Genomic DNA, 24760 nt, shown 5'->3' on the forward strand with positions numbered 1-24760 from the left:
CGTTTGCTGGTATAAACAACGATGCTTACTTGTCCATCAAGGATTGTTATTACTTTTTGATGCCTATTTTATTTATTGCGTTAGGCTTTGCATTAAGTACAAAAATTTCTTCCATGCATTTTTTGAAAATAATAGTCCTTGTGGGTTTTTTTACATCGGTAATGTCAGTATTAATTTCTATTTCAAAAGTTGGATTCGGTGCTTTACTGGATCCCTACTCAGCACGGATAATAGGCAGGGCAGAAGGATCACCCGCACCTATATTAGGTTCGCTAATTCTATTATATTGTAATTCAGGTCCAGCTAAAGTTTTTAAGCGGAGCTACGCCCTATTTTTCCTGCTTTTTAATCTGCTCGGTATTTACATGGCCGCATCAAGAACCTACTGGATTTTTCTTTTCTGCGTGTTACTTGTTCTATATATAAGAAAATTGAATGCTATGAGAGGGTCTGCTCTCTTTGCCATCCTATTTTGTATGCTGGTCTCTGTGGCGTCAATACAGACAGGAGATTTTTTGGCAAAATCGGATAATAGTTTTGTAAATAAATTCATGCATTCGTTTCGAGAAATTGACATTAAAGATTACAAGTCCGATGAAGACGTAAACATGAGTTATCGTGGTTTTGAATCCTATAAAGGTATGGCAACCTACTACAATGGACAGTTTCATAACTTATTGATTGGTAGGGGGTTAGGTCAAACCATTGACCTTGGTTTATTTATAGATCTTGGCGGGAGCGATTTTAAAAAAATTCCCATACTTCACAATGGCTATGTTTACACATTGGTAAAGATGGGTGCTTTCGGTCTGCTGATGACGCTCTTTTTTTACCTCTCTTTGTTTAGAGACAGCTGGAGATTCTCTTCTATTACCAACCAATTCGCAAAAAATATTTTTTTGATCGTTGCCGGGTCTGTTTTTGGATTACTTGTTACGAACTATTCCATAGCCTCTTTTTACAACGTCAACATGGTAATATTTTCAATTTTTATTGGTTATTATATCTCGTTTGGGCAAACGGCTGAACGCAGACTATTGGTTAAGCGTAAGTGCAATACCAGCATTGATACACGACAATTAGCTATAGTGAAAGAATGAAAAGGATTTTAGTATCTGCCTATGCAATTTCTCCTTATAGGGGATCGGAATATGGTGCTGCCTGGAATACAATCCTCAACTTAGCTAAAGAGCATAAGTTGTGGGTATTGTATGGCATCTCCGATGAGCATATGGGTGACACCGACAGTTTAAAAAATTATCTCAAGTATAATCATATTGCTAATGTTGATTTTATAGAAGTCAGAGCCAATAAGTTAGCCTTGTCGATAAATCTGCTTAATAAAATAGGTTTTGGCTGGATGTTTTATTTAGCTTATTACCTATGGCAAAAGAGTGCTTTTGATACAGCTAAGCGTATCGTTGATGAACAGGATATCCAACTTGTGCATCAACTAGGCCCCATTGGATTTAGAGAACCAGGTTTCCTTTGGAAACTGAACAAACCTTTTGTGTGGGGGCCTATTGGTGGTACTGTAAAAATTGATGATCGGCTATTAGTTGGAAGGTCTACCAAAAGTAAATTTTTATTTAACAGTAAAAATATAATTAATTGGTATCAGCTACAGTATTCTTCCCGTGTAAGGCAAGCGATGAACAGAGCCAATATTCTGATTGCTGCTACCAGTGCTGATCAGCAAAATATAAAAAAATACTATGGATTACCTAGCTATCTATTATCTGAGCAAGGTCCAATAGCCACTTTGGAACTTGATGATAATAGATATTTAAACACTCTTGATTGTCTGGAAATTATTTGGTGTGGCACGCTCATTGATCGTAAAAATTTGTCTTTGCTGTTACAGGCATTAGCATTTGTAAAAAGGAGAAAATGGAAATTACATGTCGTTGGGGCGGGGCCATTGCTACAATCGCTAAACGACTTGGCTATTGCTTTACAGATCAACGATCAAATCGAATGGCATGGACTTGTGGAGCGGCAGGAAGCGTTGCGCATTATGGCGAATGCGCATTTGCATATTATAACCAGCATTACAGAGGGAAATCCATCTGTAATGTTTGAAGCGTTAAGTTATGGCGTTCCTACATTAACATTAGATCACTCAGGTATGCGAGATACCTTATGTGAACGTTGCTCAATAAAGATTTCAGTCAATAAACAGCCTCTAATGCTGAAAGAAATAGTTTCCAGAATCAACTTTTTATTAGACAACCCTGCTTTTTTAAATCAGCTTTCGAAAAGTACCGTTGAATGCAGTCACAAACACAGCTGGCCTAACAGGCTGAAATTACTGAATCACTGGTATGAAGAGGCAGAAACTAATTGGTTAACTGGCAAGCAACTTGTTTGATGGACAATACACAAAAGGCAAAACTTGCGTTAGATGCTAAATGGTATTTTGAAGGGCCACCAAGCGGCAGGATGGTTCTAAGAAATATTGTTGATCAGTTGCTTGTGCAAAAAAATGATTATGAGCTTTACTTGTTTGTTCAGAGTAAGCATAGAAAAGAAGCGGTAAATGTATGGGGTGATATGCCGTATGTGCATTTAATTTTTGTGCCAAAGTTAATCACTTTATTGTCGAATGTATTATTACTACATTTTTATGCTTTGTATTATAAAGTAGATGTTGTTTTGTTCCAAAATTATACTACGTTTCTACCCGGTAGTTACAAGAAATTAGTTTACATTCATGATATACTATTTGTAGAATATCCCGAATATTATTCATTAAAGGAGTATATTTATTTTAAGCCAATGATCTGGTTGGCTAAGTGGGCCGATGCAATCATTACCATATCTGATACGGAGAGAGGTAGATTGATTAGACACAATATTTTTGACAGAAAAAATATATTCGTGGTTCATCATGGCATTAGCGAAAATTTCAAGGAGTTAAGTAGTTACAATGCTCACGATATCTTACACATTTATGCCAAATATACATTACCTGATAAATTCATTTTGTATGTCGGTCGCTTGAATGTGAGGAAGAACATACTAAATCTGGTCAACAGCGTCCACTTAATGCAGGACAAGTCGGTTAAACTGATTATTGCTGGTGGCAAAAGAACCGATGATAAACGTGTAAATGCGTTAATTACCCGAAACGGTTTGGATGATCGGGTTATTTTCCTAGGGTTTGTTCCTGATAATGATCTGTATAAACTGTATGCCTGCTCTTATATTTTCTGCTTTCCTTCCTTTGCTGAAGGCTTTGGGTTACCGCCACTGGAAGCCATGAAATGCGGTGTTCCTGTTATTGTTTCAAACCGGACTTCTCTGCCTGAAGTATGTGGCACTGCTGCTCTTTATATAGATCCGGATGATAGCCAGGGTTTAGCCGACAGTATCGATAAACTTCTGGCTAACGAACTATTTTACGCGATGATGAAGGCTAAAGCTATTGAACATAGTGCCGCTTTCACCTGGAAAAATGCTGTTGATCAACTTTTAACTATAATGCTTGCTTATGGACCTGGGAAAACTAATTCGCTTCATCAAGCAGGATCCTGATTATAATCTGGTTAATGCTTTATCGACAGACGAAGCACTGATTATTTTGTGGGGTAGGTTTTGGCAGGCCGTAAGAGGGCTTGTCCATAAACCATTTTTTAAAGAAACGAAAGGATTGGTATTTATTGGAAAGTCAGTCAAGATTGTTCGTGCTGGAAAAATTAGTCTTGGCCGGAATTTTATAATTGATGATAATAGCTTAATGAATGCACTTTCCTTGAATGGGATTTGCATTGGTGATAATGTGTCAATCGGGCGAAATTCTATTTTGATCTGTACGGGTGTTGTATCAAACCTTGGGATGGGTATAAAAATTGGTAATGGAACGGGTATAAATTCTAATGCTTATTTAAGTGGGCAAGGTGGAATTGATATTGGTGATAACGTAATTATAGGCCCGGGTGTAAAAATATTTTCAGAAAATCACACGTTCACGGATCTGTCTACACCAATAAAAAAGCAGGGTGTTTCTAGGAAGGGCGTTCGAATAATGGATAACTGCTGGCTTGGTTCAAACGTAACTATTCTGGATGGAGTGAGCATTGGATCTGGTTGCGTAATTGCCGCTGGTGCTGTGGTTACTAAATCGTTTCCCGATAATTCTATTCTTGCAGGTGTGCCAGCACGGCTCGTAAAAACCAGAAGTCACGTCCAAGAAATTTAGTGATCACAGTTTTTTTTATACGTCAACAGCTTGACTTTTTACGATTTACTTAAAGCTCAACATGAAAATTGCAATTATTGGTACGCGGGGTATTCCTAACAATTATGGTGGCTTTGAGCAGTTTGCCGAATACCTGGCCGTTGATTTGGTGAAGAAAGGCCACCAGGTTGTTGTGTATAATTCTCATTATCATACCTACCAAAAAAGCGATTACCATGGTGTTGATATTGTACATTGTTATGACCCTGAGTCTTACTTGGGACTGGCTGGTCAATTTATCTATGATTTCAATTGTATCGTAAACACCCATAGTCGGAATTTCGATATAATCGTTCAGCTTGGCTACACGACAAACTCGGTATGGGGATTTCTTCTTCCCCGGAAACCAGTCATTGTGACTAACATGGATGGTGTTGAATGGAAGCGAAGTAAGTATCCTCCGTTAGTGCGCTGGTTTTTGCGCCACGCAGAACGATTTGCCGTTCAATCCAGCGATTACCTGGTTGCTGATTCGGTAGGAATCAAAAGCCATATTACTGAGCTGTACCAGAAGTCGTCAACGTATATACCCTATGGTTCGTATGTTTTCGAGCAGCCTGATCCCCAAGTGCTCGACTCATTTTCATTAATGCCATACAAGTACAACATGCTGATGGCCCGACTTCAATCGGATAATAGTATTGATGTTATTTTATCGGGAATTGCGAAAGCTAAGTCTAAAATGCCTTTTATCGTGGTTGGTAACCATAATACGAAGTACGGCCGCTTTCTTGTGGCTAAATACAAAAATCACGATAACATACGCTTTGTGGGGGCCATATTTGACATTGAGGTACTGAATAATTTACGTTACTTTTCAAACATGTATTTCCATGGCCATACGGTAGGTGGAACAAATCCATCGCTTCTGGAGGCAATGGGTTCCAACGCCTTAATATGCGCCTACGACAATATTTTTAATAAGGCAATTTTAGGTACAGATGGTTTTTATTTTACCGACGAAGCAGATATTACAACGGTGGCGGATACACAGCAGAAGTGTGATCATCAGGCGATTTTGGACGCTAATCGAAAAAAAATCAATACAGTTTATCATTGGCCACTTGTACTGAAGCAATACGAAGAATTGTTTCTAAACGTTTTGCAGAAACAGAATGTACTGAGTCTTCTTCCCAAAATGACGATTTCTCCCGCTGGCAGTAAACCATTTTTCTTTAGAGCTTCACAGGTTCCGGATCAATTAAAAAGTGAGTAGATCAGACGTATTATTTATACATTTTTTTGTTGGTATACGTTTTCGGCTGCATTAAACCCGCGTTCAGGCAGGCTTCGTTTCAATCATCGTTGAATTACTTTTTTTAGGCTTACCCATCCGCCCACGTTATTAGTCAGCCAGGCTCCCTGATCGCTGGCTATAGCCAAACATAACTGGGATCTCCCAAACCATTGCACCGGTATTTGCAATCTTGCTAGCCCCGAAAACTGGGATAGAGGCATCCTTGGATCAGTCGAAATAGGCCGCCCAAAGTTTTTGCTGAAGGACAACATGGCCCATAACTGGGTGCCGGAAGGCCATTGGCCCAGTAGGCCAAGATGCCCAACCTGAACCCGATTGTTGCTGATCATGTAGCGGCCATCCCATGGATTACCACCTTTCAGATCGTGTAAATCCTCTCTGGAATCCAGCCAGCGTGTCATGAATGGCGTACCTATTACACGTTGTTTGTGAGTCCAGCCGTCAACAAACTGACCGTTGTTAAAATAATCGTCTGCACCATTATACAGACGGTTTCCGATCTCTTTTGTGAATCCACTTTGATTCAGTGTGGTTAAAAACTCGAGTGTCAGCTGCTTAAGCTGAAAGCGTTGATTATTGCGCTGATTTTTCCAACGGATGCCATACAAACCATCTGGCATATTTTGAAAAGCAACCCCGGATTTATCTTCGTAAGGATGTTGATAATAGAGAAACCAGTTTGACTCACTCGTATTGATTTCCAGTGCGAAATCAATTGAACCTAAATGATTCCCCACCTGGTTGTCCGAGTCAAACTGGCTATATTTCGTTGTATCGGCGGGTGGCTGTCTTACAAAAACAACGTTTAGGTAATCCTTAAACGAACTGGGAATCTGGCCATGGGGAGCCAGATAACCGATTGCCTCAGAACGGCCGCCCCACTGCGTTAAATGAGTCAATCCGCCGTAAAGTTTTATCCGGCCTTTGGCTATGGAAATTCGGGCAAATAAAGCCTTTTGGTGAAGAAAAGAATTCTGAACAGAATCCGTATTGGAAAACCATCCATGTGCATATAAAGCGTTGATGGCCAGCACGCCTTTGGTGAAGCCTATCGGCGCATAACCGCGCGTGCCGAGCTGCACTTTGTAAAGCGGAAGCGCATTGCCTGACCAGGCATAGGAGCCGGAAGACAGCAGCGTATCGACCAGGCCGAATACTTCCCGGCGTCGCCCGGCATAGAGTTCGAAATTTTTAAACAACAGGCTGGCAAAAGCTACCGGCAAAATAACCCGCGAGGTTGTTCCGATATTAGCTACGCCTTCGACGGATACTTTAACGTGAACGTTGTGCGGGTTTTGGAAATTACCAAACTGCCTCGTGAAGCCCATACGCACCAGGCCGGCCGGTCCGGTCAAGGGAATCGTACCATACTGACGCGAGCGAAACCAGAAAGGGGTCTGGGAGGCTGATGAACCGAACCCGCCTACCTCGGTCATGAACCGTTGCCGTGTGGTTATCGTATCCGGTAGGGCTTGACCGAACAAATCAGATACGGATGCGATGCTAAGTAAGAAGAAGAAAAACCGTATACAGTTGGCCATAAAGTTATGTTTATCAGCCCCTCCGCGCGTTTTTATGGTAACCAGAACGCAAGTGGTGCCAGTTAGATTAAGCAGCTATCTACGTAAAGATTTTATGATAATTATTGATGAAATATGCGGATAGATACGCTAATATTTATGTATTGGATTTATCGGTATATTAAACGTGCTACTTTAGGCTATAAATTAGCTATCTGGTTTACAATCAGCTGCAGTTTGTGTTTTGACGGGAAATCGATAGTGGGGAATGAAGGATAAGGTGGCCTGTATCCACTCGCTTTGTATCGGTTCTTTTTAGTGAGATGCGGAACGTTCATGGAGCGCGTGTAAGTTGCCTTTACGTTGAATTAAGGCTGATAGACGACCAATTAACGGAATGCCCGTGTACACTTGCGCATAAAAACGTATTTTTGCGCCCACGTATGAATACTCCGCAAACGCCAGCCGCCGGCTCACCCGCCACATCGCTGCAAGACATTATCGCCCACGCCAAAGAATATGGCTTCGTGTTCCCATCGTCTGAAATTTATGATGGGTTGCAAGCCGTGTATGACTACGGCCAGAATGGCGTCGAATTAAAGAATAACCTCAAAACGCTGTGGTGGAAGGCCATGACACAACTGCACGACAACGTTGTCGGCATTGACGCGTCGATCTTCATGCACCCGCTGACGTGGAAGGCGTCGGGTCACGTGGATTCGTTCAACGACCCCATGATCGACAACCGCGATTCTAAAAAACGCTACCGCGCCGACCAACTGCTGGAACTCAAAGCCGAGGCCTACGCCAATGCTGGTGATGAGGAAAAAAGCACAGCGCTGTTGCAGGAAATGGGTCGTTTACTGGGCGACAACGACCTTGAAGGCGTTCGTAACCTCATCATCGCCGAAGGTATTAAAGATCCTGTGTCGGGCACCGATAACTGGACCGAAGTCCGGCAATTCAATCTGATGTTCTCGACGCAAGTCGGTTCCCTGGCCGAAGACGCCAGTTTGATTTACCTCCGCCCCGAAACGGCGCAGGGTATATTTGTCAACTTTCTGAACGTGCAGAAAACGGGCCGGATGAAAATTCCGTTTGGCATCGCTCAGATCGGGAAGGCGTTTCGGAACGAGATCGTCGCCCGGCAATTTACCTTCCGGATGCGCGAGTTCGAACAAATGGAAATGCAGTTTTTCGTGCGTCCCGGCACCGAAATGCAGTGGTATGAAAGCTGGCGTGATACGCGGATGAAGTTCCACCAGGCCGTTGGCTTGCCCGCCGATAAACTCAAATTTCATATTCACGAAAAACTGGCGCACTACGCCAACGCAGCCGTCGATATCGAATATAAATTTCCGTTTGGTTTTCGCGAAATGGAAGGGATTCACTCCCGTACTGATTTCGACCTGAAAGCGCACCAGGAACTGAGCCGCAAAAAGCAGCAGTACTTCGACAATGAGGTTGATCCTGCTACGGGCAAGCCGTATGGTAATTACATCCCGTATGTGGTGGAAACGTCGGTGGGGGCAGACCGCTTATTTTTAGCGGTATTCTGCAATGCATTTACAAAAGAAACCGTTGGTGAAGGCGACCAGCAAAAAGAACGGACGTATTTAAAGTTACACCCGGCGCTGGCACCGATCAAAGCGGCTGTGTTCCCGCTCGTTCGGAAAGACGGTCTGCCCGAAAAAGCGGAAGAGATTGTGAAGAGCCTGCGGTCGGAGTTTCGGGTAATTTATGAAGAACGCGATGCCATCGGGAAGCGGTATACCCGACAGGATTTGATCGGTACGCCGTTCTGTATTGCTGTCGATTATCAAACACTCGAAGACAATACCGTAACGGTTCGTTACCGCGATACGACCGAACAAATCCGTATTCCAATCAGCGAGTTAAAAGCCATGATTGGTCAGGAAGTGTCCATGGAGCGTGTCTTAGAGAAGATGTAGATTTAGGAATTTAGGCATAGAAAAGCCACGGAGAGCAATCTTCGTGGCTTTTTTTATTAGTAGGGAAAGTCTAATACTTTCTTACGCTTCGCCTACCAGCATCAACGCACCTACGGTTACGTTCGAGGTTTCGTCGATCAGGATGGCACCTCCCGACGCCCGGTTTGTCGTGTAAGGGTCAAAGCTAATGGGTTGGGCCGTACGCAAAACGACTTTCGCCAGATCATTCAGCCGCAGTTGTTCAACGCCTTCAATCTGTTCGTACGTATTGACATTCAGTTGATAGGCGATCTCACGAACTGAACAGCGGGTACGGAACGTGCCCACTTGTAGCACGTACTTATTGCCCACTTTGAATTCTTTGGAATCCATCCAGCAGAGCATGGCTTTGACGGTTTGGCTACTCAATGGCTGGTTATCCGAGCGAACGATCAGGTCGCCCCGGCTTATGTCCACATCCGTGGCCAGATGCAACACGACCGACATCGGTGTAAAGGCTTCGTCCAGATGGGTCTCGGCAATTTCGATTGCGTCGATGGTCGAGGTTTCGCCCGAAGGAAAGACCGTTATGGAATCGCCTTTGCGAAACTGACCACTCGTGATTTTACCCGCGTAGCCCCGGTAATCGTGTAATTCAGGCGTTTGCGGCCGAATGACGTACTGCACTGGAAAACGACCCTGCTCCAGATTGGCATCATCATCAATTTCTACCGTTTCCAGATGCTCCAGCAACGTTTGCCCGTCATACCACGGCATTGATTCAGAGCGGTCAACTACGTTGTCGCCGTTGAGCGCACTCATCGGAATATAGGTAACGTGTTTCACATTCAGCTTCTGGGCCAGTTCGGCATAATGAATGCAAATGTCCGAGAACACATCCTGTGAATACCCGACAAGGTCCATTTTGTTGACCGCCACCACAATGTGTGGAATGCCTAGAAGCGACGCAATCAGCGAATGCCGGCGCGTTTGCTCCGCCACGCCATGACGCGCATCGACCAGCACAATGGCTAGCTGGCAGTTCGATGCGCCGGTTACCATGTTGCGCGTGTATTGCGTATGGCCCGGGGCATCGACGATGATGAACTTACGGGCGGGTGTTTGGAAATAACGATAAGCTACATCAATCGTGATTCCCTGTTCGCGTTCCGAGCGGAGCCCATCGGTCAAAAGAGCCAGATCAATTTCGCCATCGTCGCGGCTTTTGCTGGCGCGTTCAATGGCTTCCAACTGGTCAGCCAGAATGGATTTGGAGTCGTAAAGAAGTCGCCCGATGAGCGTGCTTTTGCCGTCGTCAACCGAACCGGCCGTTATAAATCGTAAAAGATCCATTCTTTGAATGATGAATTAATAATGATAAATTATGAATAAGCCATCAAAGAGATGCTGCAGCCTTCATAACTGATCATTTTTCAAAAATACCCGCCCTTCTTCCGGTCTTCCATGGCGGCTTCGGAAAGCTGATCGTCCATACGGGTTTCTCCCCGTTCGGAGATGCGCGTGGCCTGAATTTCGTCAATGACCGCATCGAGGGTTTCGGCGGTCGATTCGGAGGCTGCCGTGCAGGAAATGTCGCCAACCGTACGGAAACGCACCCGGCGTGTCACCAACTGATCGTCCGCTTCCACTTTGATAACTCCACCGGCGGTAGCCATGAGCTTGCCGTCGCGGATCAGCAATTCGCGGTCGTGAGCAAAGTAAATACTGGGTAGCTGAATTTTCTCGCGACGGATATAATTCCAAACATCGAGTTCGGTCCAGTTCGAAATGGGGAAAACACGCACGTTTTCTCCTTTGTGAATCCGGCCGTTATAGAGATTCCATAGTTCGGGTCGCTGGCGTTTGGGGTCCCAGGAGCCGAACTCATCGCGTACCGAAAAGACCCGCTCTTTGGCGCGTGCTTTTTCTTCATCCCGCCGGGCACCACCAATGCAGGCATCGAACTCGAACTCTTCAATGGCGTCCAGCAACGTAAAGGTTTGCAGGCCATTGCGGGTCGCATTCCGGCCTGTCGGTTCCTTCAATTTCTTTTCGCGAATGGTATCTTCCACATAGCGGACAATCAGTTTCTCACCGATTCGTTCTGCCAGATTGTCCCGGTAATCAAGGGCTTCCTGAAAATTGTGGCCTGTATCGATATGTACCAGCGGAAACGGAAACTTGCCGGGTCGAAACGCTTTTAAGGCCAGATGGACCAGCGTAATGGAATCCTTGCCGCCCGAAAACAGGAGTGCAGGCCGCTCAAACTGACCGGCTACCTCCCGCATAATGTGGATGGCTTCTGATTCGAGCTGATCTAGATAATCTAACTTCATTTTTTACTTAGTGAATTAGTGAATGAGCGAAAGAGTAATTAGCTACCAGCACTCATTTACTCTTTATGGTTTAAATGCTTCCTCATGCGTATGGAGTCCACACTCTTTCTTGGAGTTATCTTCCCACCACCAGCGACCAGCCCGGAAATCTTCGCCTGGCTGAATAGCCCGGGTGCAGGGCTGACAGCCGATACTGACAAACCCACGATCATGAAGCGGGTTGTAAGGTACATTGTGCTCTTTGATGTACTGCTTCACCTCGTCGAAGGTCCAATCCATGAGCGGGTGGAATTTGAAGAGGTTATGCGCTGCGTCCCATTCGAGCTGGGGCATGCTCTGGCGGTTGGCCGACTGCTCGGCGCGGATACCGGTAATCCATATTTTCTGCCCTTTCAGCGCCCGGTTCAGCGGCTCCACTTTACGAATGCCGCAGCACTCTTTCCGGTTCTCCACCGAATCGTAGAAGCTGTAGGGTCCTTTCGTGGTCATCAGGGCTTCTTCGGCCGCTCGGTCCGGAAAGTACGCTTCTATTTTGGTGGCGTACCGATCATTGGTTTTCTTCCAGACCGAATACGTTTCGGCAAACATCCGGCCCGTATCGAGCGTGAAAATTTTAATGGAAATGTCATTCGCCAGAATCAGGTCGGTAATAACCTGATCTTCGTAGCCCAGGCTGGTCGAAAAAACGACTTCGCCGGGAAATAACTCAGCCAGTGTCCGCAGCGCGTCAACGTTGCTCAGACCGTGTAGTTGTTCGGTCAGGCCTTCGAGTGTGTGAGTTGGTTCTGCAATCATAATCATTCGCTAAACCTACCAGTTGAACCGCCCGGTTCTACCCATAGGTTTGTTTAGTTTAGCTTCACTACTTTACCCGTTTTTGCTGATTGTCGGGCAGCGTCCAGAATTTCCATGACAATCATATTATTTTCTAATGACGTTAATTCGTCGGGTTTAGTTTCGCCATGAAGCAGGTGGGCAAAGTAGGCAAAGGGGTCAGCAGCAGGGGCATCGGCCTGAGTGGCTTCGGCGGGTTGTTCGCTTTTATCGTCTTTCAGGCGGATGCGCATTTTGGTGCCATCAACGGTGAAGACGTAGCCGGTCTGGCCGTAAACTTCCATATCTTTTCGTCCGAAAGGCCAGTTCCATGAACCCTGAATGATCGTCTGGGTTTTGGGATACGTCAGAATGATTGTTCCTTCATCGTCTACTTTTGGGTAGATATCCGGTTTGATCTGCTGCGTCACGGCTAAAACGGACAACGGCCGCTGGTTATGCATGAGCCAGGTTGACAGATTAGCGCCGTAACAGCCAAAATCGAACAGTGCACCAGCGCCGTTTGTAACGGGATCGGTTAGCCAATCCAGAAATTCTTTACTGACGCCAATCTCTTTGGGCCCCTGGTGGCCATCGTGAACAACAATTTTCCGTACATCACCAATCGACTTGTCGGTATTGGCAAGGGCATAGGCTTTGTGGTTGCTGCCGTACCAGGTTGTTTCGTAATTCGTCAGAAGTTGAATAGTATGTTTTTTTGCCAGTGCTTCCATCTGTTTGGCATCGGCAAAGGTTGTCGCCAGTGGTTTTTCAACCATCACATGAATACCACGAGGAGCACATATGGCAACCGTTTTTTTATGATCGACAATTGGTCCAAAGTCTGTCACGGCTTCCGGCTTCGTTTTGTCGAGCATTTCGGCCACCGTAGGATAAACCAGACTCATGCTGAACCCATGTCGTTTGGCGAGCTTTTCGGCTAACTCCCGATTGGGTTCAGCCATCCCGACAATTTCAATGTCGGTCTGCCCTGATTTTCCAAAGGCTTTGTTCAGAATGCCGTGCACATGGTCATGCGCCATACCCGCTATACCCACTCGAAGAGGTTTTTTGGGTGTTTGGGCATGAACCAACTGGGTCATCAGAAAGAGGGCAAAAAGGACAGATATGCGTAGCATAAAGGATACGTTTAGGCTTGATTATACCTTCTCCTTAACTACTTCGGCTGACTTTTCTACTGCCTGGGTAAAATCTTCGATTAAATCGTCAATGTCTTCCAAACCAACCGAAATCCGAATCAGGCCCGGTGTAATGCCCAGAGCAGCTTTTTCGTCGGGTTTCAGCTTGGCGTGCGTGGTTGTATTCGGGTTGGTAACAATCGTGCGGGAATCACCTAGGTTGGAGGAAAGCGTCGGAATCGTCAGGGCTTCAAAGAACGCATTTACCCGATCAAAACCACCTTCCAGTTCAATCGTGACAATGGCTCCGCCCGCACTCATCTGCCGTTTGGCCAGGTCATATTGAGGATGGGAAGGCAGAAACGGATACAATACCCGCTCCACGTCGGTGTGGGTATCCAGTGCTTCGGCCAGTTGCAGCGCATTGCGGCAATGGCGCTCCATCCGCAGGTCCAATGTCTCCAGGCTTTTGGATAAAACCCAGGCGTTGAACGGCGACATGGCAGGCCCCGTATGCCGCGCAAAGAACCGAATGGACTGAATCAGGTCAGCGCGGCCAACCACAATACCGCCCAGTACGCGCCCCTGTCCATCCATGTATTTCGTTGCCGAATGCACCGACAAATCGGCTCCAAAGTCGATGGGTGTTTGCAGAATGGGCGTGGCAAAACAGTTATCGACGTTTAAAATAAAGCCGTATTTCTGTTTCAGGCGTCCCAGCATCTCCAGATCGACAAGTTCCAGACCGGGATTCGAGGGCGTTTCCAGATACACCATGCGGGCGGCTGGCCGGTCTGCGTTCGGCTGTATGGCCGCTTCCCAATCTGCTTCCGACGCGCTGGCATCTACGTAGGTATGAGTGATGCCCCATTTGCTCAGAATCTGGGTGATGATCTGGTGAGCTGAGCCAAACAAAGCCCGACAAGCGACTATGTGATCACCGGATTTCAACAAACCGGCCATACTCGCAAAGACAGCGGCCATGCCCGTTGCCGTGGCAATACCATCTTCGGCATTTTCCAGCATGCATACCTTATCGACAAACTCCGTCACGTTGGGATTTGAGAAACGGGAGTAAATATTACCCGCTTCAGTTTCGTCAAATAAAGCTTTCCCCTGTTCGGCACTTTCGAAGGCGAAGCTGGAGGTTAAGTACAGCGGCACGGAGTGTTCGCGATTCTGCGATTTCTCCGCCTGAATCCGAATGGCTTTGGTTTGTTTTCTCATATTATGTGGGGTGTCGATTTCTTCAAAACCGGCACTTGCTCAATTTATTACGGGTCGGTTTCTTCAAGCCGACAGCCCATCCAACACTAAAAGAACTTAATAATCTTACGCAAACTTACGAGGATTACCACAATTCCGACCAGAATCATCATTGTTTTGACCGGTAGTTTCTGGGCTAAACGGGCGGCAATCGGCGCGGCTATCATACCGCCCAGAATGAGGCCCAGAATGACCATACCGTAGTTATCCAGCCCGGCATATAAGGCGAACACAACCGATGAAGCGAACGAAACAAAGAACTCCGCCAGGTTAACCGAGCCAATCGTATAACGGGGATGCCGACCCGAGGCAATCAGGGTCGAGTTGACGATCGGGCCCCAGCCACCACCACCAATGGCATCGACAAACCCACCGAACCAGGCCAGCAACCCAATTTGGCGAACGGGCTTCTTCTTGGTTTGTTTCGCCAGGGCTTTCTTTAAAATCAGAATACCCAGAATGGCGGTGTATACCGAAATGGCCGGACTCAAATAAGTCGCTACTACCTCCATATCGGCCAGTTTGGTAATTAAAAAGGCACCCAGCGCAGCGCCGATAACACCCGGTATCAGGACAATTTTGAACAGCCGGCTGTTTACATTACCAAACTTAAGGTGCATATATCCCGATACACCGCTGGTGAAAATCTCGGAGCTGTGAACGCTGGCCGTGGCAAACAGGGGGCTTATACCTACGCTCGTCAAAAAGGTGGTAGCGGTTACACCATAAGCCATTCCCAGAGCACCGTCGATCATTTGGGCAACGAAGCCAGCCATTATAAAATAAAAAATCTGGGGCGTCACGTCAATGGAGCTCGCCAGCAAGGTCAGCCGATCCAGCGTAAAATAGCTGAACAGGAGGTGGCCAACCACCATCAGAGCGAGGGCAGAAAAAATATAAATCGCAATTTCGGTGCGATTTCGCCGGCGAAGTAAGGGTTGGGTCGCACTGGTTTGCACGTTTGCCGTTGGAAAGGCTGCCCGTACAGCGTCCGCCTGAGCAGGTGCATTCTCGCCCTGGATAGTGATAGTCAGCCCATTAAGGTTCAATATCGGTTGTGCTGTTAGGCTCGAGTCGTTGGCTAGTTCGGCTCCGGAGACTATCGGTGGTTGCATAAGGTATAAATTCTATCGAGTTTGTAGATTATTCTACTTATGAAAAACGGCACAATGAAGTGCCGCTCGCTAAGCCGTTGACCAATCCGTATTATCCGCTGGATGCTGGTTGATCGTGCGACAAAGGTACGGAAATCAAGCGGATAGATGCAAATACGAGACCAAAGAGCTTACATTCCCCGCAGGATTTCCGCTAGTAGAATACCCAAGTATGTACCCATTGCGTTACCAAGCGTGCCGACCAGTACGGCAGGTAGTTGCAAATCCGGGCGGTTGAGGCTCTTGGCAAGGGCCAGCGCAGACGTGGCTCCGCCAATATTTGCCTGCGATGCGATGCCCAATAAATCCCAATCCTGTTTGGCGAGTGCCCCGATGCCAAAAACAATCAGGGCGTGGATGAAGACCAGGGTCAAAATCATGCCGAAGAGAATAATGGCCAGTCGACCGTCGTGGAGCAGAGTCGCGATGTCGCAGTAAGCGCCGATAACCGCTAGAAAAACATAGATGCCGAACAGCCCCAATAATCGGCTCCCGCGTAGCTTATTTACGACTCTGAATTGAGCCAGTGCCAGAGCAATAGTCGTCAGGATAAGCACGAAAGGAACGGCTGGCACCAACGTAGCCAGTTGTTTTGAGAGAAAAATGGAGCCAAAGCCCAGGGTAAGCAGTAAGGCCAAATCATTTGGGTTTACCGTCTCAGCATCTGCAAACGGGTCAGTATCAACAGCGTCCGTTTGTGTTGTTAATGCGAGCGCTGATGGCATGTTTACTTTTGGTCTTGGGAAATACCGTTGGAGAAGCCGGGGCAAGGCCAGGGTGGCCACCATCCAGAGCGCGGTCATGATGTTATCCGCAGCGGTAGCGGCAACGAACAGATTTCCCGCTTTTGATACGCCATAGTGCAGCGCAACAGCGTGAAAATTAATACCCCCACCAATATACGTTCCGGTAAACATACCGGCTAGCGCGTAATATAGATTGCCAACTGTTTTGGGTGCCGAAAAAAGCCAGACACTCGCGAATACCCCAATTATTGTCCCAGTTGACCCCAGCAGAAACATGGTCAGCATGGGCAGACCCGCCTTGCGTAAATCTTTCAGGTTGACACTTAGCAACAGAAGAAATAGGGAAAAAGGAGCGAGGTAGCTAAAAATGGTTTCATAAACGGGTGTTTCGGTTGTGGGAATGAGGTGTAGGTTTGCTTCGATAGCGGTTAGGATAATAACCAAAAGAGCTGTGCCAATATGACGGAATCCAGGCTTCCTGGTTAACCACTCACAAACAACAACATTAAGACAAAGAATGAAGAGAATGTAAATAGAGTCCGACACAGGTAGGAGATCAATTAGATGAAGTATCGGTAAAAATGGCCAGAATTATAATTAAACTCAATGTAAGACGCTTAATTTTTGAAATAATATAAGGTTAATGTTGTAGATTTTAAAATAATGGTTTGAGTTAGTAGATTTTTTTGGAATTATATATTGGTTGTCTTATCTTAACTTTCTTCTTTATAAAAAAATAGATTTTTTGTCATTCAGACTTTAGAAGGAATCTTGAATTCTCCCATTAGGCAACTCCAAGATTCTCCTAAGGTCTGAATGACAAAAACTAGGTTTGGGTTTAAGGGTAAACATTAAACAGGCTGATTATTACCGCCATATCAGCTCGTGTTGGTAGTTAGTAACCTGAAAATATGCACTTTATTCACCCGCCATCGGATCGGGCGTTCCATCTTTGTCGCCTGCTACGGTTCCGTGCGTTGGGAATTTACTGCCTCGAATGAACAACAACCCGGCCACGTGAGGAGCCGCCATCGATGTGCCACTAAGGGTAGCATATGTGCCATCCTTATAGGTGGAGGTGATTCGGACACCGTAGGCGCACACATCGACACTACTGCCAAAATTTGAAAAGGACGCGAATGTGTTTTGGCTGTTCATAGCCGATACAGTAAACACATTGGCGTGGTTGACGCGGGCTGGTGAGTAGTTATCGCTGTTTTTACCGTCATTGCCGGCCGCAATAGCAAACAGTATACCTGCATTGGCAGCTTGGGTGATGGCTCGGTCGAGTGTTGCCGATGTGCCTTCGCCACCCAGGCTTAAATTGACCACATCGCCCGATTTGCCATTCTGCGCTACGTAGTTTACCGCCTGAATAATCCCCGACAATCGGCCTTCGCCCTCATCGTCCAGCACCCTAAGCGCAACCAGGGTTGCACCCGAGGCAATGCCGGTTATACCAAACCCGTTATTCTTCGCCCCAATAACACCCGCTACGTGGGTTCCGTGGCCATTCAGATCATCGGCCGAAGTTTGGCCACTCACGAACGACCGGCTACGATTAACGTCAACATTCAGGTCGGGGTGATCGAGGTCAATGCCGGTGTCAATGATCCAGGCCGTTTTACCGGTTTGTAAATCGCCCCGTCCATAACCCGTTTGTTTGACGTTCCAGGTGAGGGTTGTGGTCGTGGCTACATCGACGCAGTTACACATGGACATAATGCGGTCTGGCTCGATAAGAACGACGGATGGATCCTGGTGCAATGTTTGGGATTCACTTTCCGTCAAATGAGCCAGAAAGCTGGTTTGCTCACCGACCGACAAAACGGCTGCCTGTGCATTCGCAACATGGTTTGTGGTGAGTAGTTGCTCGGCCAGGGCTTCCGTGGCCGCCATGCGCGCACCCGGAGCCGAAGGAAGTGCCAGGGCGGGTCGATACGTGATGATATACTCACCCGCAATGGCCGTCCCATTGGTAGATGATGCTTTGACCAGACAATCGGCAGCAATACTGGTTGGTTCGACACTACTGTCGGTTTTGCAGCCAAACAGGCCAATACCAATCAGGGCGACGTTGGTAAACGTCGCAAACGAAAAAAAACGTCGCATGGGTACGTACGAAATAGATAGTAGGGAAAGTATCAATCGTAAAAAATTACGCCATGCTTCGTTCTGGGGCTGTTTCTATTGCGTATACGCAGGAAGTGATTTATCTGTTGCGGAGACAGATTAATAACGATTTTTTTACCGTTTCAGTGCGATGAAAACAACGCGGCCAGCCGCCGGAAATCTGGTCTCGGCTATTGGGGTTCCGTAATGTTGGTAGAATTGGGCTCGTTGCTGAGGAGATAGTAAGTCAAGGTACAAGTTAATGCCGGCGAAGTTGTTTTTTCGCAGAAACGAATCCAGAAACTGCCAATCCTGAGCGGTAAATGCCCGGTCGGGAGTGAGCATTCGGGGCCAGCCATCGCGCAGGAAAGGCTTGACCTGATCGGGGTGCAGTCGTCCAAAATACTGTCCTACGACGCTCTTATCGTAAAAGCGCCGGAAGGTAAATACGGCATTCTGTGCTGTATAATAGGGGCAGAGTCCTTCTTTTTCGCCTACGCCGTTGGCACCAATCGTACAGAAAGGCCAGTCGAGTACAGCGTCGCCGGGTTGCTGCTTCACCACGGCACAGTAATGTAGTATACTCGCCGACGCCACATTGACGGGTACTGCTAACCGTCTGGAATAACCCGTATACCATTCCATTCCCATCAGGATAACCAGCAGCGCGCAACATACCTGACTGGCCAGTCGATTTGGCCACCGAACGGGTAGCGCCAGCAGGGTTAATAAGACGGGATAAATCAGACTGGCCCGCCCCCCATGTCGATTAAAACTAAACCAGGGAAATAGTTTTAATGTCGGTACCAGAACCGGATGATACACCAGGCAAAGAATCAGCATACCCACGATGGGAAGCCATAGGGCCACTTTGTGCCGGATTTGCCACCAGCCTACGCCCGCCAATATCGTTACATAAAGGCCTGGGCTACCTTGCCCGTAACTTTCAAATGTATCGTGAAGCCATCGTTGGTAAGGAATTGAAATACTGTCGATGCCGGGCAAGTGCGGAAGGAGTAAGCGCGCCGGATGTGACCAGGCTCGCAATTCGGGGACGATACCAAAATCAAATTGCCAGGCCGTAAAGGCAATCTGGAGCGTCAGCGGAAGATAAAGCCATAGACTGAGCATAATCAGCGCCAGTACCCCGATAATCTGGCCTCGTTGCTGATCGAATTCATGTTCCAAATATCGGCGAATTTGCAACGGCCACTGGCCAGCAATTGGATACTGGCGGTACAGCGTCACTAAAATGACAGGCATGACAAGCGTAGTGAATGTAAGGGCAAACCCAGCCACGTAAGCCAGTTCCTGTCCCAGTACCAGCACATGCAGCGCTACCCAAAACAGCACATAGGAGAGAGAAACAGGGCGTCGGGCATAGGTATTCACTAAAAGCCGGTACGTGGCTACCATGCACAAAACAGTCCAATGCGCCACACAAACGTTCATGTGGACGGGGTATTTCCAGAGCGCGTAAAAGTTGAATACCGATACGACTAACCCGGCAATGAACGACTTCGGGACACCAAATCGGGAAACCAGCAGGAGGAAGGTGCCGACGGAGGTGACAACCAGGCTATACACATAATAATACTGAAGGTAAGGTCCCGATCCGTCGAATAGTCGGCGGCAAGATGCGTACCAGTAGTCGCGCTCGAATCCCCAATCCAGGAAAACCTGGTTCGTTCCGTACGGATAGAATGTCTGCGTATTAACAAGCGATAGGTGCGGAAAAGGCCAGAGCGAAACGTTTTTGTTGAAAAAATACCCGACGTATTCGTATTGATCCGTATCGTTGCCATCGGATAGCGGATGCGTGAAGTCGCCAACAACCAAACTGGTCAGGTAAGCCGTGAGAAGGCCCAAAATGAGGGCCCATAGCCAATACGATCTGCCAAATGAGACACCGGTTCTGATTGGAAAATGTATGGAAGCGGGCGGGCGGACTTGATTCATTTGGGTGTTTGTGCAGTCAACGATGGGATCGTTAGGCAAAAGTCTCAGTAAACGGCTATTTTTGCAAAGAAATGCGTACTGCGGTTGACATACCGCAATTTATTTGAGAGAATCAGGCGACTTTTCAGTCGCGCTACTATTATGGCTGACTACAACCACCGCGAAACCGAACAGAAATGGCAACGGTTTTGGGACGAGAACCACACCTACAAACCCGCCGAAACGACTGAACGCCCCAAGTACTACGTCCTCGATATGTTTCCCTACCCGTCGGGGGCGGGGTTGCACGTTGGCCACCCGTTGGGATATATCGCTTCGGATATCGTTTCGCGTTACAAACGGCTGAAAGGATATAACGTGCTGCACCCGATGGGCTTCGACTCGTTTGGACTGCCCGCCGAACAGTATGCGATTCAAACGGGGCAGCACCCGGCCGTCACGACCGAAGCGAACCTGACCCGGTACATTGAACAGTTGAAAAATATTGGCTTCAGCTACGACTGGAGCCGCGAAGTCCGTACGTCCGATCCGGCTTATTACAAGTGGACGCAGTGGATTTTCATGGAGTTGTTTCGCTCGTGGTACAACAAAGAAACCGATAAAGCCGAACCGATTGACACGCTGCTGGCCAAATTTGCGGCCAATGGCACCCAGGGCGTTCAGGCTGTTTGTGATGATAATGTAGCCTCCTTTACCGCCGAGGAGTGGAACGCCCTGTCGGAAACGGAGCAATATGCGATCTCGCTCCAGTATCGCCTAACCTATCTTGCCGATGCCGTGGTGAACTGGTGCCCGGCATTGGGAACCGTGCTGGCGAATGACGAAGTTAAAGATGGCGTTTCGGAGCGGGGGGGCTATCCCGTTGAGCAAAAGCTGATGCGCCAGTGGATGATGCGCATCACCGCCTATGCCGACCGCCTGCTGACGGGCCTGGAAACCATTGACTGGACCGAGTCGCTGAAAGAACAACAGCGGAACTGGATCGGAAAAAGTGTAGGGGCCAGTGTACGGTTTCCGGTTTTCGGTTCACAGTTTACAAAAGAATCGTTGGCTACGGTAAAACACGAACCACAAACGACAAACTACATCGAAGTCTTCACCACCCGCGTCGACACGATTTATGGGGTTACGTTTATGGTGCTGGCCCCCGAGCACGAGCTTGTCGCTGCCCTGACAACGCCCGAGCAAAAGGAGGCTGTCGACGCATACATCAATGCGGCTAAACTGCGCTCTGAGCGTGACCGGATGGCCGATACGAAAGCCGTGTCGGGCGTGTTTACGGGGAGTTACTGCATCAACCCGTTCAACGAAGAGAAAGTCCCCATTTTCCTGGCCGATTATGTGCTGGCGGGTTATGGAACAGGGGCCGTAATGGCTGTGCCATCGGGCGATCAGCGTGACTGGAACTTCGCCAAGCATTTCGACCTGCCAATCGTGCCGATTCTGGATGGCCAGAAAGACGTTGACAAGCAGGCGGATAATACCAAGGAAGGCCAGTACATCAACTCGGGTATGGTCAATGGGATGACCTACAAAGAAGCGACCGCCACGCTGATTGCCTGGTTGGAAGAACGCGGGTTAGGTCGTGGGAAAGTCAATTTCCGGATGCGCGACGCCGTATTTAGCCGTCAGCGGTATTGGGGCGAGCCCGTTCCTGTCTATTTTAAAGAAGGTACATCTGGCCGCCTGCCTTACTTAATTGACGAAAGTGACTTGCCGCTGGAGCTACCTGCCGTTGATAAATACCTCCCCACCGAAACCGGTGAGCCACCCCTGGGCCGGGCGGAAGGCTGGAAATATAAAGGAGAATATGAGTATGAGTTGAGCACCATGCCCGGCTGGGCGGGGTCATCCTGGTATTGGTACCGGTACATGGACCCGCAGAATCCCAACGAGTTCGCGTCCAAAGAAGCCATCGACTACTGGCAGAACGTGGACCTTTACATCGGTGGTACCGAACATGCCACCGGTCACTTGCTCTACAGCCGTTTTTGGAATAAATTCCTGAAAGACCGGGGCTATGTGCCGCAGGAAGAGCCGTTCAAAAAGCTCATTAACCAGGGCATGATTCAGGGCCGAAGCAATTTTGTGTATCGCGTAGCGGGCACAGGAAGAGAAGGAGCACCTGCTACTTTTTTATCATTGAATCAGATAAATGGCCGGGAAATAACTCCGCTTCACGTTGATGTCAACATTGTCGAAAATGACGTACTCGATGTCGAAGCGTTCAAAAAATCTCGCCCGGATTTGACCGAAAATGCCGAATTTATAACCGAGCCAGATGGGCGGTATATTGTTGGTGCTGAGGTCGAAAAAATGTCAAAATCGAAGTTCAACGTCGTGAATCCTGACATGATCGTGGAGAAATACGGTGCCGATGTACTTCGTTTGTACGAAATGTTTCTTGGACCGTTGGAGCAGGCCAAGCCCTGGAACACCAACGGTATCGACGGCGTGTATCGGTTTATTCGCAAATTCTGGCGGTTGTTTTACAAAGACAGTCCGGAAGGCGCCAATCAGTGGATTGTAACCGACGAGCAGCCAACGCCTGCCGAACTGAAAGTCTTACACAAAACGATCAAAAAGACAGAGGAAGACATTGAGCTGTACTCGTTCAATACGTCGGTGAGTTCATTCATGATCTGCGTCAATGAACTGGCTTCGTTGAACTGCCACAAGCGGGCCGTTTTGCAGGACTTGGTCTTGTTGCTGTCGCCTTACGCGCCCCACATCACTGAAGAACTCTGGGCTGCGTTGGGAAATGATGCTGGTACACTGTCGCAGGCTGCATTTCCTGTATTCAATCCGAATTATCTGATCGAGGACGCCTTCGATTATCCCATTCAAATCAACGGGAAAGTGCGTACCACCATCAGCTTTGCCATCGACCGCGCGCCCAACGAAATCGAGCGGGAGGTACTGGCCGACGAAATTGTCCAGAAATGGATGGAAGGTAAAACCCCTAAGAAAGTAGTCGTGGTGCCTAAACGGATAGTGAATGTAGTGCTTTGAAAATTGATTGGAAACTGTAGATTTAGAGTGAAGTCAGTTTCTTAAAACTGATTTGAGAGGTTTCTTAAAACCTCGTTTATAGAACTTAACGAGGTTTTAAGAAACCTCTCAAGTCGGATTCAAGGATCCGACTCCACGGCACATATTAAAAACTTAGAACAGAATGGGGCGACTTTTCAAAAAAGTCGCCCCATTCTGTTCTAGCGTAACAAACATGAAAACTTAAACCAGAGCGGGCTCCGATTGCTGGGCCGCTAAGGCTTCACGTACTTGTGCGGTGAGCGTGAGCGAATGCTTACGGGCTTCATGATCGAAAATAGGCGCCGAAATAATCAACTCATCGGCTTTGGTTTGGGTAATGATACTGGCTAATCCGCGCTGTATTGTCTCGGGTGACCCTACCGCGGAACAACGGAAAACAGAGTCGATGCCCGCCAGTTCATAATCGGGCCACATGGCCTCCAGATTATCGACAGGTGGCTGCATCTGGCGGGCTTTGCCCCGACGAATGTAAAGAAACTGCTGTTGCACAGAGGTGAACAATCGCTGGGCTTCCTGATCAGTGTCGGCCGCAATGACATTGGCCGCTACCATGGCATAGGGGGCCTTCAGGTGTTCGGAAGGTCGAAACTGCGTCCGGTAAACCTGCAACGCCCGCAGTAATTCGGTCGGGGCAAAGTGCGAGGCAAACGCATAAGGTAGGCCAAGCATAGCCGCTAACTGCGCACCAAACAGGCTGGAGCCCAATATCCAGATCGGTATATCTAGCCCGTTACCCGGAATGGCCTGAATAAACTGATTGGCATCGTCGGGCTGAAAATAGTGCTGTAGTTCAACCACATCCTGCGGAAACGTATCCGGGCCAGTCATATCCCGACGCAAGGCGCGCGAGGTAGCCTGATCTGAACCAGGCGCCCGGCCCAGGCCCAGGTCGATGCGGCCAGGATAGAGCGATTCCAGCGTGCCAAACTGTTCGGCAATGAGCAGGGGCGAGTGGTTAGGTAGCATGATACCGCCAGACCCCACCCGAATAGTGCTGGTACCCCCGGCCACGTAGCCAATAACGACCGACGTTGCCGCACTGGCAATGCCTGGCATATTGTGATGCTCGGCCAGCCAGTAGCGATTGTAACCCAGTTTTTCGGCATGCTGGGCAAGATTTAATGTATTTCGAAGCGCCTGGGAGGCCGTATTGCCTTCCACAATGGGCGATAAATCAAGAACTGAAAAGGGAATCATACGTTATGGCTCTTTTACAGGTTATTTAAATCGTA

General features: G+C 47.8%; 18 protein-coding genes. 7 read left to right on the forward strand and 11 right to left on the reverse strand.

The features are described 5' to 3' along the window. Window positions 1-59: 59 nt before the first annotated feature. From SD10_RS10960 to SD10_RS10980, 5 genes are all read left to right on the forward strand, one after another. A complete protein-coding gene (locus SD10_RS10960; protein ID WP_158500560.1) occupies window positions 60-1100 on the forward strand; it encodes an O-antigen ligase family protein in 1041 nt (346 codons plus the stop codon). Continuing rightward, window positions 1097-2371 carry a glycosyltransferase family 4 protein gene (locus SD10_RS10965; protein WP_046573833.1) on the forward strand — a complete coding sequence of 425 codons (1275 nt, stop codon included), beginning with the start codon at window positions 1097-1099 and terminating at the stop codon, window positions 2369-2371. Before SD10_RS10960 ends, SD10_RS10965 begins: the two co-directional genes overlap by 4 nt. Further along, the gene (locus SD10_RS28735) at window positions 2371-3537 is read left to right on the forward strand and encodes a glycosyltransferase family 4 protein (protein WP_052731157.1); all 1167 of its coding nucleotides are present in this window, start codon (window positions 2371-2373) and stop codon (window positions 3535-3537) included. The genes SD10_RS10965 and SD10_RS28735 overlap by 1 nt, the downstream gene beginning before the upstream one ends. Beyond that, complete coding sequence (locus SD10_RS10975; protein ID WP_046573834.1) at window positions 3494-4201, forward strand: acyltransferase; 708 nt, start codon at window positions 3494-3496, stop codon at window positions 4199-4201. Before SD10_RS28735 ends, SD10_RS10975 begins: the two co-directional genes overlap by 44 nt. Window positions 4202-4262: 61 nt before the next feature. Beyond that, complete coding sequence (locus SD10_RS10980; protein ID WP_082111572.1) at window positions 4263-5456, forward strand: DUF1972 domain-containing protein; 1194 nt, start codon at window positions 4263-4265, stop codon at window positions 5454-5456. An 83-nt stretch (window positions 5457-5539) separates the two neighbouring features. Here SD10_RS10980 and SD10_RS10985 read toward each other — a convergent pair whose 3' ends face one another. After that, window positions 5540-7039 carry a capsule assembly Wzi family protein gene (locus SD10_RS10985; RefSeq protein ID WP_046573835.1) on the reverse strand — a complete coding sequence of 500 codons (1500 nt, stop codon included), beginning with the start codon at window positions 7037-7039 and terminating at the stop codon, window positions 5540-5542. A gap of 422 nt (window positions 7040-7461) precedes the next feature. Between SD10_RS10985 and SD10_RS10990 the strand changes: the two genes are divergently transcribed. Next, entirely contained in the window at window positions 7462-8970 is a 1509-nt protein-coding gene (locus SD10_RS10990) for a glycine--tRNA ligase (protein ID WP_046573836.1), read from the forward strand. Between the two features lie 81 nt (window positions 8971-9051). Here SD10_RS10990 and SD10_RS10995 read toward each other — a convergent pair whose 3' ends face one another. The 9 genes from SD10_RS10995 to SD10_RS11035 all read right to left on the reverse strand — a co-directional run bounded on the left by SD10_RS10995 (window position 9052) and on the right by SD10_RS11035 (window position 20474). Then, complete coding sequence (locus SD10_RS10995) at window positions 9052-10302, reverse strand: sulfate adenylyltransferase subunit 1 (RefSeq protein ID WP_046573837.1); 1251 nt, start codon at window positions 10300-10302, stop codon at window positions 9052-9054. Between the two features lie 80 nt (window positions 10303-10382). Next, window positions 10383-11285: a sulfate adenylyltransferase subunit CysD gene (gene cysD / locus SD10_RS11000; protein ID WP_046573838.1), complete on the reverse strand. Its 903-nt coding sequence runs from the start codon at window positions 11283-11285 to the stop codon at window positions 10383-10385. A 63-nt stretch (window positions 11286-11348) separates the two neighbouring features. Beyond that, entirely contained in the window at window positions 11349-12080 is a 732-nt protein-coding gene (locus SD10_RS11005; RefSeq protein ID WP_046579366.1) for a phosphoadenylyl-sulfate reductase, read from the reverse strand. A gap of 53 nt (window positions 12081-12133) precedes the next feature. Beyond that, entirely contained in the window at window positions 12134-13237 is a 1104-nt protein-coding gene (locus SD10_RS11010) for a Gfo/Idh/MocA family protein (protein ID WP_046573839.1), read from the reverse strand. A 21-nt stretch (window positions 13238-13258) separates the two neighbouring features. Beyond that, window positions 13259-14464 (reverse strand): trans-sulfuration enzyme family protein, encoded by a 1206-nt coding sequence (locus tag SD10_RS11015; protein ID WP_046573840.1) that lies wholly within the window; start codon window positions 14462-14464, stop codon window positions 13259-13261. Between the two features lie 86 nt (window positions 14465-14550). After that, window positions 14551-15618 (reverse strand): sulfite exporter TauE/SafE family protein, encoded by a 1068-nt coding sequence (locus SD10_RS11020; RefSeq protein ID WP_046573841.1) that lies wholly within the window; start codon window positions 15616-15618, stop codon window positions 14551-14553. 170 nt (window positions 15619-15788) lie between these two features. After that, window positions 15789-16949 carry a DUF819 family protein gene (locus SD10_RS11025; protein WP_046573842.1) on the reverse strand — a complete coding sequence of 387 codons (1161 nt, stop codon included), beginning with the start codon at window positions 16947-16949 and terminating at the stop codon, window positions 15789-15791. Window positions 16950-17321: 372 nt separating this feature from the next. Beyond that, a complete protein-coding gene (locus SD10_RS11030) occupies window positions 17322-18515 on the reverse strand; it encodes a S8 family serine peptidase (protein ID WP_046573843.1) in 1194 nt (397 codons plus the stop codon). Window positions 18516-18650: 135 nt separating this feature from the next. Then, entirely contained in the window at window positions 18651-20474 is a 1824-nt protein-coding gene (locus SD10_RS11035; protein WP_046573844.1) for a hypothetical protein, read from the reverse strand. Window positions 20475-20615: 141 nt separating this feature from the next. On the opposite strand from SD10_RS11035, the gene leuS reads away from it, so the two are divergent. Then, window positions 20616-23486: a leucine--tRNA ligase gene (gene leuS / locus SD10_RS11040; protein ID WP_046573845.1), complete on the forward strand. Its 2871-nt coding sequence runs from the start codon at window positions 20616-20618 to the stop codon at window positions 23484-23486. 222 nt (window positions 23487-23708) lie between these two features. Here the strand turns inward: leuS and SD10_RS11045 are convergent, their stop codons facing one another. After that, complete coding sequence (locus tag SD10_RS11045; protein ID WP_046573846.1) at window positions 23709-24725, reverse strand: LLM class flavin-dependent oxidoreductase; 1017 nt, start codon at window positions 24723-24725, stop codon at window positions 23709-23711. Window positions 24726-24760: the final 35 nt, after the last annotated feature.

It is taken from the genome of Spirosoma radiotolerans (assembly GCF_000974425.1).
In the GTDB taxonomy this organism is placed as follows: Bacteria; Bacteroidota; Bacteroidia; order Cytophagales; family Spirosomataceae; genus Spirosoma; species Spirosoma radiotolerans.

Excerpts from the sequence above, each read along its gene's own strand:
- SD10_RS28735 (WP_052731157.1), top strand. The coding sequence starts at position 2,371 with ATGGACAATACACAAAAGGCAAAACTTGCGTTAGATGCTAAATGGTAT.
- SD10_RS10995 (WP_046573837.1), bottom strand. The coding sequence starts at position 10,302 with ATGGATCTTTTACGATTTATAACGGCCGGTTCGGTTGACGACGGCAAA.
- SD10_RS10985 (WP_046573835.1), bottom strand. The coding sequence starts at position 7,039 with ATGGCCAACTGTATACGGTTTTTCTTCTTCTTACTTAGCATCGCATCC.
- SD10_RS11045 (WP_046573846.1), bottom strand. The coding sequence starts at position 24,725 with ATGATTCCCTTTTCAGTTCTTGATTTATCGCCCATTGTGGAAGGCAAT.
- SD10_RS11005 (WP_046579366.1), bottom strand. The coding sequence starts at position 12,080 with ATGATTGCAGAACCAACTCACACACTCGAAGGCCTGACCGAACAACTA.
- SD10_RS10960 (WP_158500560.1), top strand. The coding sequence starts at position 60 with ATGCCTATTTTATTTATTGCGTTAGGCTTTGCATTAAGTACAAAAATT.
- leuS (WP_046573845.1), top strand. The coding sequence starts at position 20,616 with ATGGCTGACTACAACCACCGCGAAACCGAACAGAAATGGCAACGGTTT.
- SD10_RS10965 (WP_046573833.1), top strand. The coding sequence starts at position 1,097 with ATGAAAAGGATTTTAGTATCTGCCTATGCAATTTCTCCTTATAGGGGA.
- SD10_RS10980 (WP_082111572.1), top strand. The coding sequence starts at position 4,263 with ATGAAAATTGCAATTATTGGTACGCGGGGTATTCCTAACAATTATGGT.
- SD10_RS11030 (WP_046573843.1), bottom strand. The coding sequence starts at position 18,515 with ATGCGACGTTTTTTTTCGTTTGCGACGTTTACCAACGTCGCCCTGATT.
- SD10_RS10975 (WP_046573834.1), top strand. The coding sequence starts at position 3,494 with ATGGACCTGGGAAAACTAATTCGCTTCATCAAGCAGGATCCTGATTAT.
- SD10_RS11015 (WP_046573840.1), bottom strand. The coding sequence starts at position 14,464 with ATGAGAAAACAAACCAAAGCCATTCGGATTCAGGCGGAGAAATCGCAG.
- SD10_RS11035 (WP_046573844.1), bottom strand. The coding sequence starts at position 20,474 with ATGAATCAAGTCCGCCCGCCCGCTTCCATACATTTTCCAATCAGAACC.
- SD10_RS10990 (WP_046573836.1), top strand. The coding sequence starts at position 7,462 with ATGAATACTCCGCAAACGCCAGCCGCCGGCTCACCCGCCACATCGCTG.
- SD10_RS11020 (WP_046573841.1), bottom strand. The coding sequence starts at position 15,618 with ATGCAACCACCGATAGTCTCCGGAGCCGAACTAGCCAACGACTCGAGC.
- SD10_RS11010 (WP_046573839.1), bottom strand. The coding sequence starts at position 13,237 with ATGCTACGCATATCTGTCCTTTTTGCCCTCTTTCTGATGACCCAGTTG.
- cysD (WP_046573838.1), bottom strand. The coding sequence starts at position 11,285 with ATGAAGTTAGATTATCTAGATCAGCTCGAATCAGAAGCCATCCACATT.